17 protein-coding genes are annotated in these 15,030 nt (G+C 69.4%); 10 read left to right on the plus strand and 7 right to left on the minus strand.

Going from position 1 to position 15,030, the window contains the following annotated elements:
- The 10 genes from VED21_RS12630 to VED21_RS12675 all read left to right on the plus strand — a co-directional run.
- Window positions 1-1,740, plus strand: a 1,740-nt coding sequence (locus VED21_RS12630) for a phosphate acyltransferase (RefSeq protein ID WP_324882718.1), incomplete at its 5' end; no start/stop codon positions are given.
- 122 nt (window positions 1,741-1,862) lie between these two features.
- Window positions 1,863-3,362, plus strand: coding sequence for an ATP-binding protein (locus VED21_RS12635; RefSeq protein ID WP_324882719.1), 1,500 nt, complete (start codon window positions 1,863-1,865; stop codon window positions 3,360-3,362).
- A gap of 65 nt (window positions 3,363-3,427) precedes the next feature.
- Entirely contained in the window at window positions 3,428-3,742 is a 315-nt protein-coding gene (locus tag VED21_RS12640; RefSeq protein ID WP_324882720.1) for a nucleotidyltransferase family protein, read from the plus strand.
- Window positions 3,732-4,088, plus strand: coding sequence for a DUF86 domain-containing protein (locus tag VED21_RS12645; RefSeq protein ID WP_324882721.1), 357 nt, complete (start codon window positions 3,732-3,734; stop codon window positions 4,086-4,088). Before VED21_RS12640 ends, VED21_RS12645 begins: the two co-directional genes overlap by 11 nt.
- 82 nt (window positions 4,089-4,170) lie before the next feature.
- Window positions 4,171-5,214, plus strand: coding sequence for a PstS family phosphate ABC transporter substrate-binding protein (locus VED21_RS12650; RefSeq protein ID WP_324882722.1), 1,044 nt, complete (start codon window positions 4,171-4,173; stop codon window positions 5,212-5,214).
- A gap of 17 nt (window positions 5,215-5,231) precedes the next feature.
- Complete coding sequence (pstC, locus tag VED21_RS12655) at window positions 5,232-6,614, plus strand: phosphate ABC transporter permease subunit PstC (RefSeq protein WP_324882723.1); 1,383 nt, start codon at window positions 5,232-5,234, stop codon at window positions 6,612-6,614.
- Window positions 6,607-7,920: a phosphate ABC transporter permease PstA gene (gene pstA / locus VED21_RS12660; protein WP_324882724.1), complete on the plus strand. Its 1,314-nt coding sequence runs from the start codon at window positions 6,607-6,609 to the stop codon at window positions 7,918-7,920. The genes pstC and pstA overlap by 8 nt, the downstream gene beginning before the upstream one ends.
- A gap of 3 nt (window positions 7,921-7,923) precedes the next feature.
- Window positions 7,924-8,718, plus strand: coding sequence for a phosphate ABC transporter ATP-binding protein PstB (gene pstB / locus VED21_RS12665; protein WP_324882725.1), 795 nt, complete (start codon window positions 7,924-7,926; stop codon window positions 8,716-8,718).
- 251 nt (window positions 8,719-8,969) lie between these two features.
- On the plus strand, window positions 8,970-9,671 hold the full coding sequence (gene phoB / locus VED21_RS12670) for a phosphate regulon transcriptional regulator PhoB (RefSeq protein WP_324882726.1): 702 nt from the start codon (window positions 8,970-8,972) through the stop codon (window positions 9,669-9,671).
- An 85-nt stretch (window positions 9,672-9,756) separates the two neighbouring features.
- Entirely contained in the window at window positions 9,757-10,521 is a 765-nt protein-coding gene (locus tag VED21_RS12675) for a transporter substrate-binding domain-containing protein (protein ID WP_324882727.1), read from the plus strand.
- A 44-nt stretch (window positions 10,522-10,565) separates the two neighbouring features.
- Here VED21_RS12675 and VED21_RS12680 read toward each other — a convergent pair whose 3' ends face one another.
- From VED21_RS12680 to VED21_RS12710, 7 genes are all read right to left on the minus strand, one after another.
- On the minus strand, window positions 10,566-10,817 hold the full coding sequence (locus VED21_RS12680; RefSeq protein WP_324882728.1) for a hypothetical protein: 252 nt from the start codon (window positions 10,815-10,817) through the stop codon (window positions 10,566-10,568).
- A 19-nt stretch (window positions 10,818-10,836) separates the two neighbouring features.
- On the minus strand, window positions 10,837-11,274 hold the full coding sequence (locus tag VED21_RS12685; RefSeq protein ID WP_324882729.1) for a DsrE family protein: 438 nt from the start codon (window positions 11,272-11,274) through the stop codon (window positions 10,837-10,839).
- Between the two features lie 10 nt (window positions 11,275-11,284).
- A complete protein-coding gene (locus tag VED21_RS12690) occupies window positions 11,285-12,085 on the minus strand; it encodes a molybdopterin-synthase adenylyltransferase MoeB (protein ID WP_324882730.1) in 801 nt (266 codons plus the stop codon).
- Window positions 12,086-12,190: 105 nt separating this feature from the next.
- Complete coding sequence (locus VED21_RS12695; RefSeq protein ID WP_324882731.1) at window positions 12,191-12,976, minus strand: hypothetical protein; 786 nt, start codon at window positions 12,974-12,976, stop codon at window positions 12,191-12,193.
- A 140-nt stretch (window positions 12,977-13,116) separates the two neighbouring features.
- Complete coding sequence (lepB, locus tag VED21_RS12700; RefSeq protein ID WP_324882732.1) at window positions 13,117-13,860, minus strand: signal peptidase I; 744 nt, start codon at window positions 13,858-13,860, stop codon at window positions 13,117-13,119.
- Between the two features lie 76 nt (window positions 13,861-13,936).
- Window positions 13,937-14,533: a hypothetical protein gene (locus VED21_RS12705; RefSeq protein WP_324882733.1), complete on the minus strand. Its 597-nt coding sequence runs from the start codon at window positions 14,531-14,533 to the stop codon at window positions 13,937-13,939.
- Entirely contained in the window at window positions 14,530-15,021 is a 492-nt protein-coding gene (locus VED21_RS12710; protein ID WP_324882734.1) for a RusA family crossover junction endodeoxyribonuclease, read from the minus strand. The genes VED21_RS12705 and VED21_RS12710 overlap by 4 nt, the downstream gene beginning before the upstream one ends.
- Window positions 15,022-15,030 lie beyond the last annotated feature (9 nt).

A 15,030-nucleotide genomic window follows, 5' to 3' on the forward strand; every position in this document is an offset into this window, starting at 1 on the left:
ATCAACGCCTGCGACATCACCGGGCGCAGCCTGGCGGACGTGAAGATGGTGGTGAACGGCGCGGGTGCGGCCGGCATCGCCTGCGCCCAGCTGTTCTGCGACATGGGCGTCCCGCGCGAGAACATCACGCTGTGCGACACCAAGGGCGTCGTCTACCGCGGCCGGACCGAAGGCATGAACCAGTGGAAGTCGGCCTTCGCGGTGGAGACCGACAACCGCACCCTGGCCGACGCGGTGGCCGGTTCGGACGTGTTCGTCGGCCTGTCGGCCAAGGGCGCCATGACGCCGGAGATGGTGAAGTCGATGGCACCGAAGCCCATCATCTTCGCGCTGGCCAACCCGGATCCGGAGATCACGCCGGAGGAGGCGAAGGCCGTGCGCCCCGACGCCATCGTCGCCACCGGCCGGTCCGACTACCCGAACCAGGTCAACAACGTCCTGGGCTTCCCCTACCTGTTCCGTGGTGCCCTTGACGTGCGCGCCACCACCATCAACGAGGCGATGAAGGTCGCCGCCGCCAAGGCGCTGGCCGCGCTGGCGCGCGAGGACGTGCCGGACGAGGTGGACGCCGCCTACTCCGGCCGCCGCCTGCGCTATGGCCCCGACTACATCATCCCGGTGCCGTTCGACCCGCGCCTGATCGTCACCGTGCCGGCCGCCGTCGCCCAGGCCGCCATGGAAAGCGGCGTGGCGCGCAAGCCGATCGTCGACATGACCGGCTACCGCAACAACCTGCGCACCCGCCTGGACCCGACCGCCGATTCGCTGGAGCTGATCCTCGACAAGGTGCGTTCCAACCCGCGCCGCGTCGTCTTCGCCGAGGGCGAGGAGGAGCGGACGATCCGCGCGGCCCTGGCCTTCCGCGCCGCCGGCTACGGCATCCCCGTGCTGATCGGCCGCGAGGAGGTGATCAAGGACCGCCTCGCCGGCATGGGCCAGCACGCGGTGACAGACCTGGAGATCCACAACGCGCGCCTGTCCGACGCCAACCGCCGCTACACCGACTTCCTGTACCGCCGCCTGCAGCGCAAGGGCGTGCTGCGCCGCGACTGCGAGCGGATGGTGAACCAGGACCGCAACGTGTTCGCGGCGCTGATGGTGGCGCAGGGCGACGCGCACGCCATGGTGACCGGCCTGACCCGCACCTTCCCCGTCTGCTTCGAGGAGGTCACCCGCGTGTTCGACCCGAAGCCGGGCGAGCGGGTGTTCGGCCTGACCGTGCTGGTCAACCGCGGGCGCACGGTGTTCATCGCCGACACCACGGTGAACGAGGTGCCGGACAGCGAGATGCTGGCCGACATCGCCATCCAGGCCGCCGCCAAGGCGCGCAAGATGGGGCACGAGCCGCGCGTGGCACTGTTGTCCTATTCGAACTTCGGCCAGAACCGGCACGGCGAGAACGTGGCCCGCGTGCGCGACGCGGTGTCGATCCTCGACTCGCGCCGGGTCGATTTCGAGTACGACGGCGAGATGTCGGCCGACGTGGCCCTGGACCACGAGCTGATGCGCCGCGTCTACCCGTTCTGCCGCCTGTCGGGGCCGGCCAACGTGCTGGTCATGCCGGCGCTGCACGCCGCCAACATCTCGGCCAAGCTGTTGCAGAAGATGACGCGCGGCACGGTGTTCGGCCCGCTGCTGATCGGCCTGGACCAGCCGGCCCAGATCGTCACCATGGGTGCGACGGTGAGCGACGTGGTGACCATGGCCGCGCTGGCCGCCCACGACTCGCTGCCGTGGTGAGCCCTTTCCCCCTCCCCTGCCTCCGGCGGGGGAGGGTCGGGGTGGGGGCAACACCTCGCCTCCACATGAATCTTTTGTGAACCCCGTCACGGCGGGTGTGCGATGGTGTACAACCTGATCGCATGAAACCCGTCGTGCCGCCGCCGCTGCAACTTTCTGTCGCCTTCGCGCTGGCCGCCACCGCCGCCGCGGTGGCGCTGGCCCTGCTGTTGCTGCACGTCGCGGTGCCGCCGGTCCTGCTGGCGCTGCTGGCCGTCGTCACGCTCGCCGGATTCGCGCTGGTCGAGCGGGTGTTCCTGCGCGACGTCGCCGCCATCGCCGACTACGCCCACCGCCTGGGCGAGGGGGAGGACGCCACGCCGCCGGCCATCTGCACGCCGCTGCGCCCGGTGGTCAGCGCCGTCACCCGCCTGCGCCGCAGCGCCCAGCTGCAATGCGACCAGACCCGCGCCGAGCTGGACGCCAACGAGGCGATCTTGGAGGCGCTGCACGACCCCTTCCTGCTGGTCGACTCGCACCGGCAGGTGGAGCACGCCAACGCCGCCGCCCGCGCCCTGTTCGGGGAGCGCATGGTGACCCGCGACCTCGCCGCGTCGCTGCGCAACCCCAGCATCCTGGAGGCGGTGGACGCCGTGCTGGGCGGGGCCGCGTCGCGCAGCGTGGAGTTCAGCCTGCCGGTGCCGGTGGAGCGCATGTTCGAGGTGCGCGTGAAGCCCTTCCGCCGCCGCCGCCCCGCCGCGACGGAGGGGGTGATTGACGCCCCGGCGGAGGAGCGCACCGCCATCCTGACGCTGCACGACATCACCGCCATCAAGCGGTCCGAGCAGATGCGCGCCGACTTCATCGCCAACGCCAGCCACGAGCTGCGCACGCCGCTGTCCACGCTGCTGGGCTTCATCGAGACGCTGCGCGGCCCGGCGCGCGACGACGACGACGCACGCGACCGCTTCCTGGGCATCATGCACGACCAGGCCAGCCGCATGACGCGGCTGGTCAGCGACCTCTTGTCCCTGTCGCGCATCGAGCTGGACGAGCACATGCCCCCCGGCGGCGCGGTGGACGTGGTGGCGCGCCTGCAAGGCGTGCTGGCCGCCTTCGAGCTTAAGGCGCACGAGCGGCGCATCCGCCTGCGCCTCGTGGCGCCGGCCAGCGTGCCGCCGGTGGTCGGCGACGACGACCAGCTGACGCAGGTGTTCCAGAACCTGATCAGCAACGCCATCAAGTACACCCGCGAGCAGAGCGAGGTGACGGTCACCGTGTCGGTCAGCGACGGCAGCGCCGTCGGTGCCGCGTCGACGGGCGGTGCGTCGATGGGCGGCGTGCGCGTGCCGCGCATCGGCGGCGGCCCGATGGTGGCGGTGGCCGTGGCCGACCACGGCGAGGGCATCGCCCGCACCCACCTGCCCCGCCTGACCGAGCGCTTCTACCGCGTGGACGCCGCGCGTTCCCGCGCCCTGGGCGGCACCGGGCTGGGTCTGGCGATCGTCAAGCACATCCTGAACCGCCACCGCGGCCGCATGACCATCGAAAGCGAAGTCGGCGTGGGCAGCACCTTCACCGTCTACCTGCCGGCCGAAGCCGGTGCACAGACGAAGGCGGCGGAGCGGCGCGGGGCGGCGTGAGCGAAACGGGTGCCGCAGAGCGCTGGGACGCGTTATCTTATGGAAGGAACCAAGGAAACTTCGCCATGGCGACCCGGGCTGCGCCTCCCGACCTGAACAGCGCGCTGGCCCGCCTGCGGGCGAGCGAAGCCGAGCTGCGCGCCGTCGGCGTGCGGCACGCGGCCGTGTTCGGATCCGTCGCGCGGGGCGCCGCACGCCCCGGCAGCGACGTGGACGTCCTGATCGAATTCTCCGCCGGGGAGGAGCCCGATCTCTTCGCCTACGCCGGCCTTCGCCGCCGCATCGCCGAGCTGCTGCCGGGCGCCGACGTGGTCGAACGCGCATCGCTCCGGCCACGCCTCGCGCCGCGTATCCTTCAGGAGGCGGTGTATGCCTTCTGACCCGAAGGCCGACCGCGCCCTCGAATGGCTGGAAGACATGCGCGATGCGATCGATGCCGTGGAATCCTTCGTTGACGGCATGGACTGCGCGACATTCCTTGCCGATACGCGAACCAGCTATGCGGTGCGCTATGCGCTGCTGGTCCTGTCGGAGGCATCCCGGCGGCTGCCGCTGGACGTGAGGCAGCGCCACCCGGACATTCCCTGGCGCAACATCGCCGACCTCGGCAACGTCTTTCGGCACGAATATCACCGCGTCAGCGACATCACGGTCTGGCGCACGGTCACGGAGCACCTGTCGGCGCTGAAAGCCGCCATCCTTTCCGAGATCGCCGCGCTGTCATAAAACCGTCATCAAACTGTAATCAATCAGTCTCATACCGGGACTAGGGTCCGCGCACCGATCGGAGAGCGGGGAGAGACCGTCCGTGAACACCTGGAAGCTGGCCGTCGCCGCCCTCGCGGCCGTCGCCGCCTGCGCCGTGCCGGGCGGAGAGGCTGGCGCGCAGTCGCGCCGCCAGATCCGCGCCGTCGGCTCCTCCACCGTGTTCCCCTTCACCACCGCCGCGGCCGAGGCGTTCGGCAAGACCAGCGCGTTCAAGACGCCGGTCATCGAATCCACCGGCACCGGCGGCGGGCTGAAGCTGTTCTGCGCCGGCGTCGGGCCGGCCCATCCGGACATCGCCAACGCGTCGCGCCGCATCAAGAAGTCCGAGGTGGAGCAGTGCGCCGGCAACGGCGTCACCGAGATCACCGAGGTGAAGATCGGCTTCGACGGCATCGTGCTGGCCTCCACCCGCGGCGCGCGGGCCGCGAACTTCTCCCGCGCCGTGCTGTGGAAGGCGCTGGCGAAGGAAGTGCCGGTGAACGGCAGGCTGGTGCCCAACCCCTACCGCACCTGGGCCGAACTCGACCCCGCGCTGCCGAACACCCCCATCGAGGTGCTGGGCCCGCCGCCCACGTCGGGCACGCGCGACGCCTTCGTCGAACTGGTCATGGAGGCCGGCTGCCACGCGGTGCCGGAAGTGAAGCAGGTGGTGTCCGACGACAAGGCGCGGGTGCGCGTCTGCGCGTCGGTGCGCGAGGACGGGCATTACGTGGACGCGGGCGAGAACGACAACCTGATCATCCAGAAGCTGGGCGCCAACCCCGGCGCCTTCGGCGTCTTCGGCTACAGCTACCTGGACCAGAACCGCGACAAGCTGCAGGCCGCCGACGTCGACGGCGTGACGCCCACCTACGAGGCGGTGGCGTCGGGCAAGTACCCGGTCGCCCGCTCCCTGTTCGTGTACGTCAAGAGCGCGCACGCCGCCGTCATCCCCGGCATGCGCGAGTTCATCGCCGAATACACCTCCGAACGCGCCATGGGCGAGGAGGGCTATCTGGCCGACAAGGGCCTGATCTCCCTGCCCAGGGCCGACCGCGAGGCGGTCCGCGCCGCCGCCGTGGCGCTGACCCCGCTCAAGCTCTGATCACCGGACACGCATCCATGCAGCTGACCGTCCTTCTCCTGGTGCTGGCCGCGCTGACGGCGGCGGGCTACCTGCTCGGGCGATCCACCGCCGTCGGCCGGGCCAAGGGGCGGCTGGCGGCGCTGCACTCGGTGCCGGCCTACCATGGGCTGTACGTGGCGCTGTGGGCCGGGCTGCCGGCCTTCCTGCTGTTCCTGGTGTGGACGGCGGCGCAGGGCTGGATCGTCATGCAGCTGACGCTGGCCGCCCTGCCCGACCGCCTGACCGGCGTCGACGCCCAGGCGCTGAGCCTGCTGAAGGCCGACATCCTGAACCTCGCCGCCGGCATCAACACCGGCCGCAAGCCGGACCCGGCGCTGCTGGAGGCGGCGGCGCGCCACAACCGGCTGATGGACCTGGGCCAGTGGATGCTGCTGGCGCTGGGGGCATCGGCCGCCACCGCCGGCCTGCTGTTCGCCCGCAACCGCATTTCCACCGCACTGCGCGCCCGCAACAAGGTGGAGCGGGTGGCCAGCGTCTTCCTGGTCGTCTGCTCGCTGGTCGCCATCCTGACCACCGTCGGGATCGTGCTGTCGCTGCTGTTCGAGGCGCTGCGCTTCTTCGCCGCCTACCCGCCGCTGGACTTCCTGTTCGGCCTGCACTGGAGCCCGCAGACAGCCATCCGCGCCGATCAGGTGGGCTCGTCCGGGTCCTTCGGCGCCATCCCGCTGTTCGCCGGCACGCTGCTGATCACCGTCATCGCCATGCTGGTGGCGGCGCCCATCGGCCTGTTGTCGGCCATCTATTTGTCCGAATACGCCAGCCGCCGCGTGCGGGGCACGCTGAAGCCGGTGCTGGAGATCCTGGCCGGCATCCCGACGGTGGTCTACGGCTTCTTCGCGGCGCTGACCATGGCGCCCTTCGTGCGCGAGGTGGGGACGGCGCTGGGCCTGTCGGTGTCGTCGGAATCGGCGCTGGCGGCGGGCGTGGTCATGGGGGTGATGATCATCCCCTTCGTCAGCTCGCTGTCCGACGACGTGATCAACGCCGTGCCGCAGTCGCTGCGCGACGGCTCCTACGGGCTGGGGGCGACGAAGTCGGAGACGATCAGACAGGTGGTGATGCCGGCCGCGCTGCCGGGCATCGTCGCCGCCGTCATGCTGGCGGTCAGCCGCGCCATCGGCGAGACGATGATCGTCACCATGGCCGCCGGCCTGTCCGCCAACCTCACCGCCAACCCGCTGCAATCCGTCACCACGGTGACCACGCAGATCGCCACGCTGCTGGTCGGCGACCAGGAGTTCGACAGCCCCAAGACGCTGTCGGCCTTCGGCCTCGGCCTCGTGCTGTTCATCGTCACGCTGGCGCTCAACGTCGCGGCGCTGCGCGTCGTCCAGAAGTACCGGGAAAAGTATGACTGACCTCGTCCAACAGGCCGCCGCACCCCGGTCGGACCGGCACGGCGCCGCCTTCGAGGCGCGCCTGCGCCGCCGCCACGCCGCCGAGCGCCGCTTCCGGCTGGCCGGGCTGGCCGCCGTCGCCGTCGCCGCGTCGATCCTGGTGCTGCTGCTGGGCTCCATCGCCGGCAAGGGATGGACCGCCTTCCAGCAGACGCGCATCGAGCTGGAGATCCACTTCGACGCGGCGGAGATCGACCCGCAGGGAACGCGCGACCCGGCGGTGCTGGCGCAGGCCAACACCATGAAGCTGATCCGCGACGCGCTGGCCGCCCGGTTCCCGGAGGCCACCGGACGGGCGGAGCGCCGCCAGCTCTCCGACCTGTTGTCCTCCGGCGCGCCGTTCGAGCTGAACCGGATGCTCGTCGCGGACCCGTCGCTGGTGGGGCGCCGGCAGACGGTGTGGCTGACCGCGTCGGCCAACGTCGACCAGTTCGTCAAGGGCCACATCCCGCGCGACGTGCCGGCGGCGGAGCGCAAGGTGAACGACCTGCAGATCCGCGCCATCGACACGCTGACCGCCGGCGGGGCGCTGACCAAGGCGTTCAACACCACCCTGTTCACCGCCGGCGACTCCCGCTATCCGGAGCAGGCGGGCATCGGCGGCGCCATCGTCGGCTCGCTGCTGACGCTGGTGGTGTGCCTGGGCCTGTCGGTGCCGATCGGCGTGGCCGCGGCGGTGTACCTGGAGGAGTTCGCGCCCAAGAACCGCTGGACCGACCTGATCGAGGTGAACATCAACAACCTCGCCGCCGTGCCGTCGATCATCTTCGGCCTGCTGGGTCTGGCGGTGTTCCTCAACGTCTTCGGGATGCCGCGCTCGGCCCCGCTGGTGGGCGGCTTCGTGCTGGCGCTGATGACGCTGCCGGTGATCATCATCGCGTCGCGCGTCGCCATGAAGGCGGTGCCGCCGTCGATCCGCGAGGCGGCGCTGGGCATCGGCGCGTCGCGCCTGCAGGTCGTGCTGCACCACGTGCTGCCGCTGGCCATGCCGGGCATCCTGACCGGCATCATCATCGGCACGGCGCGGGCACTGGGCGAGACGGCGCCCTTGCTGATGATCGGCATGATAGCCTTCATCGTCGACATCCCGCAGGGCTTCACCGATTCGGCCACGGTGCTGCCGGTGCAGATCTTCATGTGGGCCGACAGCCCCGAGCGCGCCTTCGTCGAGCGCACCTCGGCGGCGATCCTGGTGCTGCTGGGCTTCCTGATCCTGATGAACGGCCTGGCCGTGTTCCTGCGCAAGAAATTCGAGAGGCGGTGGTAAGCCATGCGCGTGCAGACCGAACCCAACACCAAGCCCCACGCCAACGCCAAGATGGTGGCGCGCGGCGTGAAGGTGTTCTACGGCGCCAAGCAGGCGCTGAAGGGCATCGACCTGGACATCATGGGCAACGAGGTGCTGGCCCTGATCGGCCCGTCCGGCTGCGGCAAGTCGACGTTCCTGCGCTGCCTGAACCGCATGAACGACACCATCGACAACGTCCGCATCGAGGGCACCATCACGCTGGAGGGCGAGGACGTCTACGGCCGCCACGTCGACCCGGTGCAGCTGCGCGCCCGCGTCGGCATGGTGTTCCAGAAGCCGAACCCGTTCCCCAAGTCGATCTACGACAACATCGCCTACGGCCCGCGCATCCACGGCCTTGCCGCCAACCGCGACGAGATGGACGAGATCGTCGAGACGTCGCTGCAGCGCGCCGGCCTGTGGAACGAGGTGAAGGACCGCCTGCGCGAGCCCGGCACCGGCCTGTCCGGCGGCCAGCAGCAGCGCCTGTGCATCGCCCGCGCCATCGCCGTGAGCCCGGAGGTGATCCTGATGGACGAGCCGTGCTCGGCGCTCGACCCCATCGCCACGGCGCACATCGAGGAGCTGATCGACGAGCTGCGCGGCGCCTACACCATCGTCATCGTCACCCACAACATGCAGCAGGCCGCCCGCGTGTCGCAGCGCACCGCCTTCTTCCACCTGGGCGAGATGGTGGAGTGCGACGACACCGAGGAGATCTTCACCAACCCCCGCGACGAGCGCACCCAGGGCTACATCACCGGGCGCTACGGTTGAGCTTTTCATCGGCTTTTCCGGAAAGCCCCTCCCCCCTCGCTCTCGCCGGATCTTTGATCCGGCTGCCGCGACAGGCGGATCCTTCGGATCCGCCGAGAGCGGGGGAGGGGTTGGGGAGAGGGGGATTTACGCCCGGAAGGGCGGAAGAGAGTCTTTCTTCCGGGCATCCGCCCGTAACCACCCTCTCCCCAACCCCTCTCCCGTCAAGGGAGAGGGGCTTATGCGGCGCACACATTTCCAAGAGCGATTCCATGACCACCGGAAAACCGCTGATCCTCATCGTCGAGGACGAGGCCGACCTCGTCACGCTGCTGCGCTACAACCTGGAGAAGGACGGCTACCGCACCGTCGTCGCCGGGGATGGGGAGGAGGCGCTGATGCTGGCCGCCGAGCAGACGCCGAACCTCGTCCTGCTCGACTGGATGCTGCCGCTGATGTCCGGCATCGAGGTGTGCCGGCAGCTGCGCCGCAACGCCAAAACGCGCGACATCCCCATCATCATGGTCACCGCGCGGGGCGAGGAGAGCGACCGCGTGCGCGGCCTGAACTCCGGCGCCGACGACTACATCACCAAGCCGTTCTCGCCGACCGAGCTGTCGGCCCGCGTGCGCGCCGTGCTGCGCCGCGCCCAGCCGGCTTTGAGCGAGGAAACGCTGCGCTTCGCCGACGTGGAGCTGGACCTCGCCGCCCACCGCGTGCGCCGGCAGGGCCGCGATGTGCACCTGGGGCCCACCGAGTTCCGCCTGCTGCGCCACTTCATGCAGCATCCCGGCCGCGTCTTCTCGCGCGAGCAGCTGCTGGACCAGGTGTGGGGGCACGACGTGTACGTCGAGGTGCGCACCGTCGACGTGCACATCCGCCGCCTGCGCAAGGCGCTGAACGGCGACGACGGGCTGGACATCATCCGCACCGTCCGCTCCGCCGGCTATTCGCTGGACGACAAGGTGGCGTGACCGGCGGACGCTCACCGGCCGTTTACACATGCCGGGGTAGGATGCGCGGATCGGAATGGCGGAGACGGCGCGGAGGATCCCGGACATGAGCCAGTCCCTGTGGAGCAAGGCCCCGTGGTGCGGCCTAATCGCGGCACTGGCGCTTTGGCTGTCGGCGGTGATGCCGGCCATGGCCGGTGACCACGTCGCGAAGACGCTGTACCTCAACACCGGCGTCGGCGCGCCCTACACCACGCCCGACCACAAGGGCTTCCTCGACCAGCTCGTGTCCGCGCTGTTCGCCCGCCTGGGCCTGGAGGCGCAGGTCATGATGTACGAAGCGACCGAGCGCGGCATCATCAACGCCAACAAGGGCATCGAGGACGGGCTGGTGCTGCGCGTCCGCGGCCTGGAGAAGGCCTATCCGAACCTCGTCATGGTTCCGGAGAAGCTGATCGACAACGACTTCGTGGCGATCTCCATCAACCACGACTTCCCGGTGGACGGCTGGGCGTCGCTGGCGCCGTACGAGATCGCCTACATCATCGGCTGGAAGATCTTCGAGGCCAACCTGCCGCAGGCCCGGCAGGTCACCCCCGTGGCCGACGCCGGCCAGCTGTTCACCATGCTGGAGAAGGACCGCACCCAGGTGGTGCTGTACGAGCGCTGGCAGGGGCAATGGCGGCTGCGCGAGCTGGGTGCCCGCGGCCGCATCCTGGAACCGCCGCTGGCGCGCACGGAGATGTTCATCTACCTGCACAAGGACCGGCAGGCCCTGGTCGGCCCGGCCGCCGCGGAGCTGGCCAGGATGAAGGCCGACGGCACCTACCGCGCCATCTTCGAACGCACGCTCGGGCCGTACCCGCAGTAGGGGGGGCGTGACGTCGGGTCGAGCGTCAGCGAAAACCCAACGCCCTAAACGCCGCACAACGCCGCCACCGCCTCGCGCAGGACTTCCAGCTTGCGCTTGAAGCGGCCGGTGTCGTCGCTTTCCTCGATCCAGCCGATCATCAGGGTCACCGCCTCCGCCACCTTGGCCGGCAGGGCGGGATCGCGGCCGCGGATCACAGCGGCCAGCCGCGCGATCTCCGCCTCGTGCGGCAGGCCGTCCATGGCGTCGGCGGCGATCGCCTCGAAGGCGTTGGCGTATTTGAGGGCTTCGGTCATGGCCGGATGAGCAAAGGGATCAGATGAACAGCGTGGCGCCGCCGGGGGTGACGGCGTTGAGGAAGCTGACGACGCCGCCGGTCTGCACCGGCACGTCGGGGCGCAACGCCACGCCGGCCGGCAGGCCCAGCGCGCGCAGCCCCATCTCGCACGCCATGACGGTGACGCCCAGCGCCACGCAGGCGGCCAGCAGCTCCTCGAAGGTGGCGAGGCCCTGCTTGGCGAAGGTGCGGTCGCGCTCGTCCGGGCCGCTGCCGTCGTCGGCGGCGTCCAGCTCGTACCAGCCCGGCACGCCCGGCTGGCGCTCCCCCACCAGGGCCAGCAGCGCGCGGCCGGTGAAGAACAGCGTCACCCGGCGGTTGGTGGCCGCCGCGGCGCTGGCCATGACCAGCGCGTAGTGCACCCGGTCGTAGCCGCCGGCGAAGACGACAATGGACAGGCTGTCGGGACCCTGCATGGCGTGCCCCTCAGTGGATGGAGAGGTCGGTGATCGTCGGGTGCGCGCCGCACAGCGGGCACTCCGGATCCGGCTTCACCGCGATGCGGTGGAAGGAGGCGTGCAGCGCGTCGATCATCAGCATGCTGCCCGCCAGGCTCTCGCCGATGCCCAGCAGTTCCTTCAGCACCTCGGTCGCCTGCATGGTGCCGACCAGCCCGGCCAGCGCCCCCAGCACGCCGCCCTCGGAGCAGGACGGCACCATGCCGCGCGGCGGCGGTTCGCGGAAGATGCAGCGGTAGCAGGGCTTGTGGTCGCCGCCCGGCGCGCGCTCGAACGCCTTGAAGGTCGACACCTGCCCGTCGAAGCGCAGCATCGCCGCCGACACCAGCGGCCGCCGGGCGAAATAGCAGGCGTCGTTCAGGAGGAAGCGCGTGGCGAAGTTGTCGGACCCGTCGGCCACGAGGTCGTAGCGGCCGATCAGGTCGAGCGCGTTGTCCTTGTTGATCCGCGTTTGGTGCGGTTCGACGCGGACGTCGGGGTTCAGCGCCCGCATGCGCGCGGCCGCGCTCTCCACCTTGGGCAAGCCCAGGCTGGCTTCGTCGTGGATGACCTGTCGCTGCAGATTCGACAGGTCGACCGCGTCGTCGTCGACGATGCCGATGGTGCCGACGCCGGCCGCCGCCAGATAGAGCAGCAGCGGCGAGCCCAGGCCGCCCGCCCCCACCACCAGCACCTTCGATTGCAGCAGCCGGGTCTGCCCGACGCCGCCGACCTCCGGCAGGATGATGTGGCGCGAGTAGCGGTGGAGTTGGGTGTCCGTGAAGTCCATGCGCGCAGCATAGCCCAGGTCGGCCCACCCCGCGCAAGCCATACGGAGGTGCCGGTGGGCGGAGGTGCCGGTGAACGGAGGTGCCGGTGGCGGCCCCCGCTTCGGTCAGGCGGTCTTCTTGGTGGAGGAACTCTTCGCCGCGTCCTTCGCCGCCCACTGCTGCAGGCGCGCCTCGCGCTCGCGGAAGATCTTGTCGATCGGCCGCTCCTCGGCCGGCATGTCGACGCTGGCGGTCTTCGGCACCATGGTCAGCTGAAAGGGGATTTCGCCGATCACCTTCTTGGGCGGCACGATGACCACCTCGTACTGGCCGGGCTCGATCTTGTAGGACCTCTTCTTGAGGATGTCGTTGACCGCCGCCTCCGGCTTCATGGTGTCGCCGGACGCCACCACCTTGTTGTCCTTGCCCATGATCGCCCAGCGGCTGTAGGGCAGGCTGAAGTCCAGGCTGAACTCCCCGCCCTGCACGACGTTCAGCGTGTGTTTCTGCACGCCGGGATCGTTGGCGAAGGTCTCGCGCGCCACACCCTTCAGCGTGCCGCCGGACGACAGCACCATGGCGTTGTTCCGGTGCGAAATCTCCAGCGCGTAGTCGCGGTTGTTGACGCCGCGCATCTGCTGTTCGATCAGCGCGGTGTAGGTGCCCGGCCCCAGCTTGGCCGAGGCCTGCGCGATGTCCTGGCCGGACTTGGCCTCCGCCACCACCTCGTTCCGGTCGTTCATGATCCGGACGGTGGTGTAGGAGTTGTTGACCTTGAAGTTGAACTCGCCGGGCTTGTCGACGGTGAACGTGCGGTAATCGGCCGAATTGCCGCGCGGGCTCAGCTCGCTGGTCTTGCCCGTGAGCTGGAACCAGTTCATCGAAGACGCGTTGGGGATGGCCACACCCATTGCAGTCACCTCCTGTATCACCGGCACGGCTCGCCGCACGCTTGCGGCATCAGCCGGATGCCATGGTGCGCCCGTCAGCCTTTACGATTTGTTAAAACCGGTTGTGTGCAACGCGCGGTGGTGCCCCCGGCGGCGGCCGGTCAGCCGACCAGCCCGATCCGGTCCAGCCGCAGCGCCTTCAGCCAGCGCGCCGGATCGGTCCAGTCGGTGCGGAAGTCGATGGAGAAGTAGCGCACGTCGGCCCGCCCGACGAGGTTCTCGGCCGGCACCATGCCGACCCCGCCGGCCCATTCCGGCACCCGGCTGTCCAGCGAGTTGGAGCGGTTGTCGCCCATCATGAAGTAATGGCCGGCCGGCACCTCGAACACCGGCGTGTCGTCCACCGGCGTCAGGTAGGGGGCGTGCAGGATGCGGTGCTCCCGCCCGCCGGGCAGCGTCTCGACGAACTGCGGCACGCGCACGGCGCGCCCGCCCACCTCCTCGACATGGTCCTCGATCCGGCGCAGCCCGACGGCGGCGCCGTTCACGTGCAGCACGCCGCCGGCCATCTGGATGCGGTCGCCCGGCAGCCCGACCACGCGCTTGACATAGTTCTCGCCGGGGTCGCGCGGCAGCTTGAAGACGATGATGTCGCCGCGCTCCGGCGGCGACTCCATCACGCGGCCCTCGAACAGCTTCGGCGCCAGCGGCAGCGAGTAGCGGCTATAGCCGTAGGCTGCCTTGTTGGCGAACAGGAAGTCGCCGACCAGCAGCGTCGGGACCATGGACTCGGTGGGGATGTGGAACGGGTCGGCCACCGCCGTGCGCACGCCCAGCGCCAGCAGCACCGCCAGCCCCATCGTCTTCGCCGTGTCCACCCAGGACCCGTCCCGCCTCACCGCCATGCCGCCCTCCGCGCGAGAAATTCGGTGGGAGGATAGGCAGGGATAACGCGGGTTGCCAAGGGGCGCCGCACGGACGTCACCAGTCCGAGGTCTCCACGTCGATGCTGTTGGTCCGGGCCAGCTTCCCATCCGGGCCGAGAACGACATCGAAGCGGAAGGGAAGCCGGTCGCTTCCCAGGTTTTCCCCATCGTCATCGTTCAGATGCAGGGAAACCATCGCCGTTCCCTTCACGGCCACTTCCCCGCTGCGGATTTCGACCGATTCGATCTCGACGTCGGAAACGTCGTCGACATGCGTTTCCGCAGACAGCTGGTCCAACGCGTCGGGAAAATCGTTCTTGATGGCCTCTTCGAGAATGGATTCGATGTCGTCGATCTCGACCCGCGACTCCCGCGGCGGGCGAACGAAAACCAGCCGAAAGCGGGCCCCCTGCCGGACCGCCTGCTCCTTGAGCTGCGACATCTGCCGGGCCCATCCGGCCTTGGCCGACGCCGGAGCCTTGAATTCGTAGACGAGGACTTCATCACCCTTCCGGGCGACGAGATCAGCCTGCAAGCCGCCGAAATCGGCGTGCTGTGCAACGGCGTATCCTTTCCCCGTTAAATCCCGAGCCAACTGGTCGGCCGCCGCCGCCTCGATATGACGCTGCAGGATCTGCTCGTCGATCTTCATGCCGACCCCTGCCGATTGGCGAGATTGAAGGTAAACATATTGGGTGTCACCGCACCGAGTTCCACATACACGATGTGCCGTTCCTCCTGCTCCAGCAAAAGGAAGAAGCGGTCGGAGGCGGCGGCCGGCATCTCGGTGACGTCGATCACGTCCAGCGAAGGCGCCCCATTGCTGGCGCCGATTTCGATCACGCCCGCCCGCCGAAGCCGCACGACCTTGTCGTCGTCATAGGCTTCGCCCTCCAGCGCATCCCAGATCGGCTTGCTGACGTTGTCGGCGTCCGAATCGTTGTGTGGCTTGTAGTCCCGGACGAAGTAGTAGACCACGCCATAACGGAACCCGTTCCAGTGCCCCCCGCCGGCGGCCCTGTACAGCCCCTTCAGGTCGGCGGCGATCTTTTCGCCGATCTTGCCTTTGGTCTTGTTGGCCGACAGTGGGCGGCCAGCGCGCACGAAGCTGACCGGATCGCGGGAAACCGGGTCGTCCACTGGATTCTC

The sequence above is a fragment of the Azospirillum sp. genome (genome assembly GCF_035627195.1).
Taxonomy (GTDB): Bacteria; Pseudomonadota; Alphaproteobacteria; order Azospirillales; family Azospirillaceae; genus Azospirillum.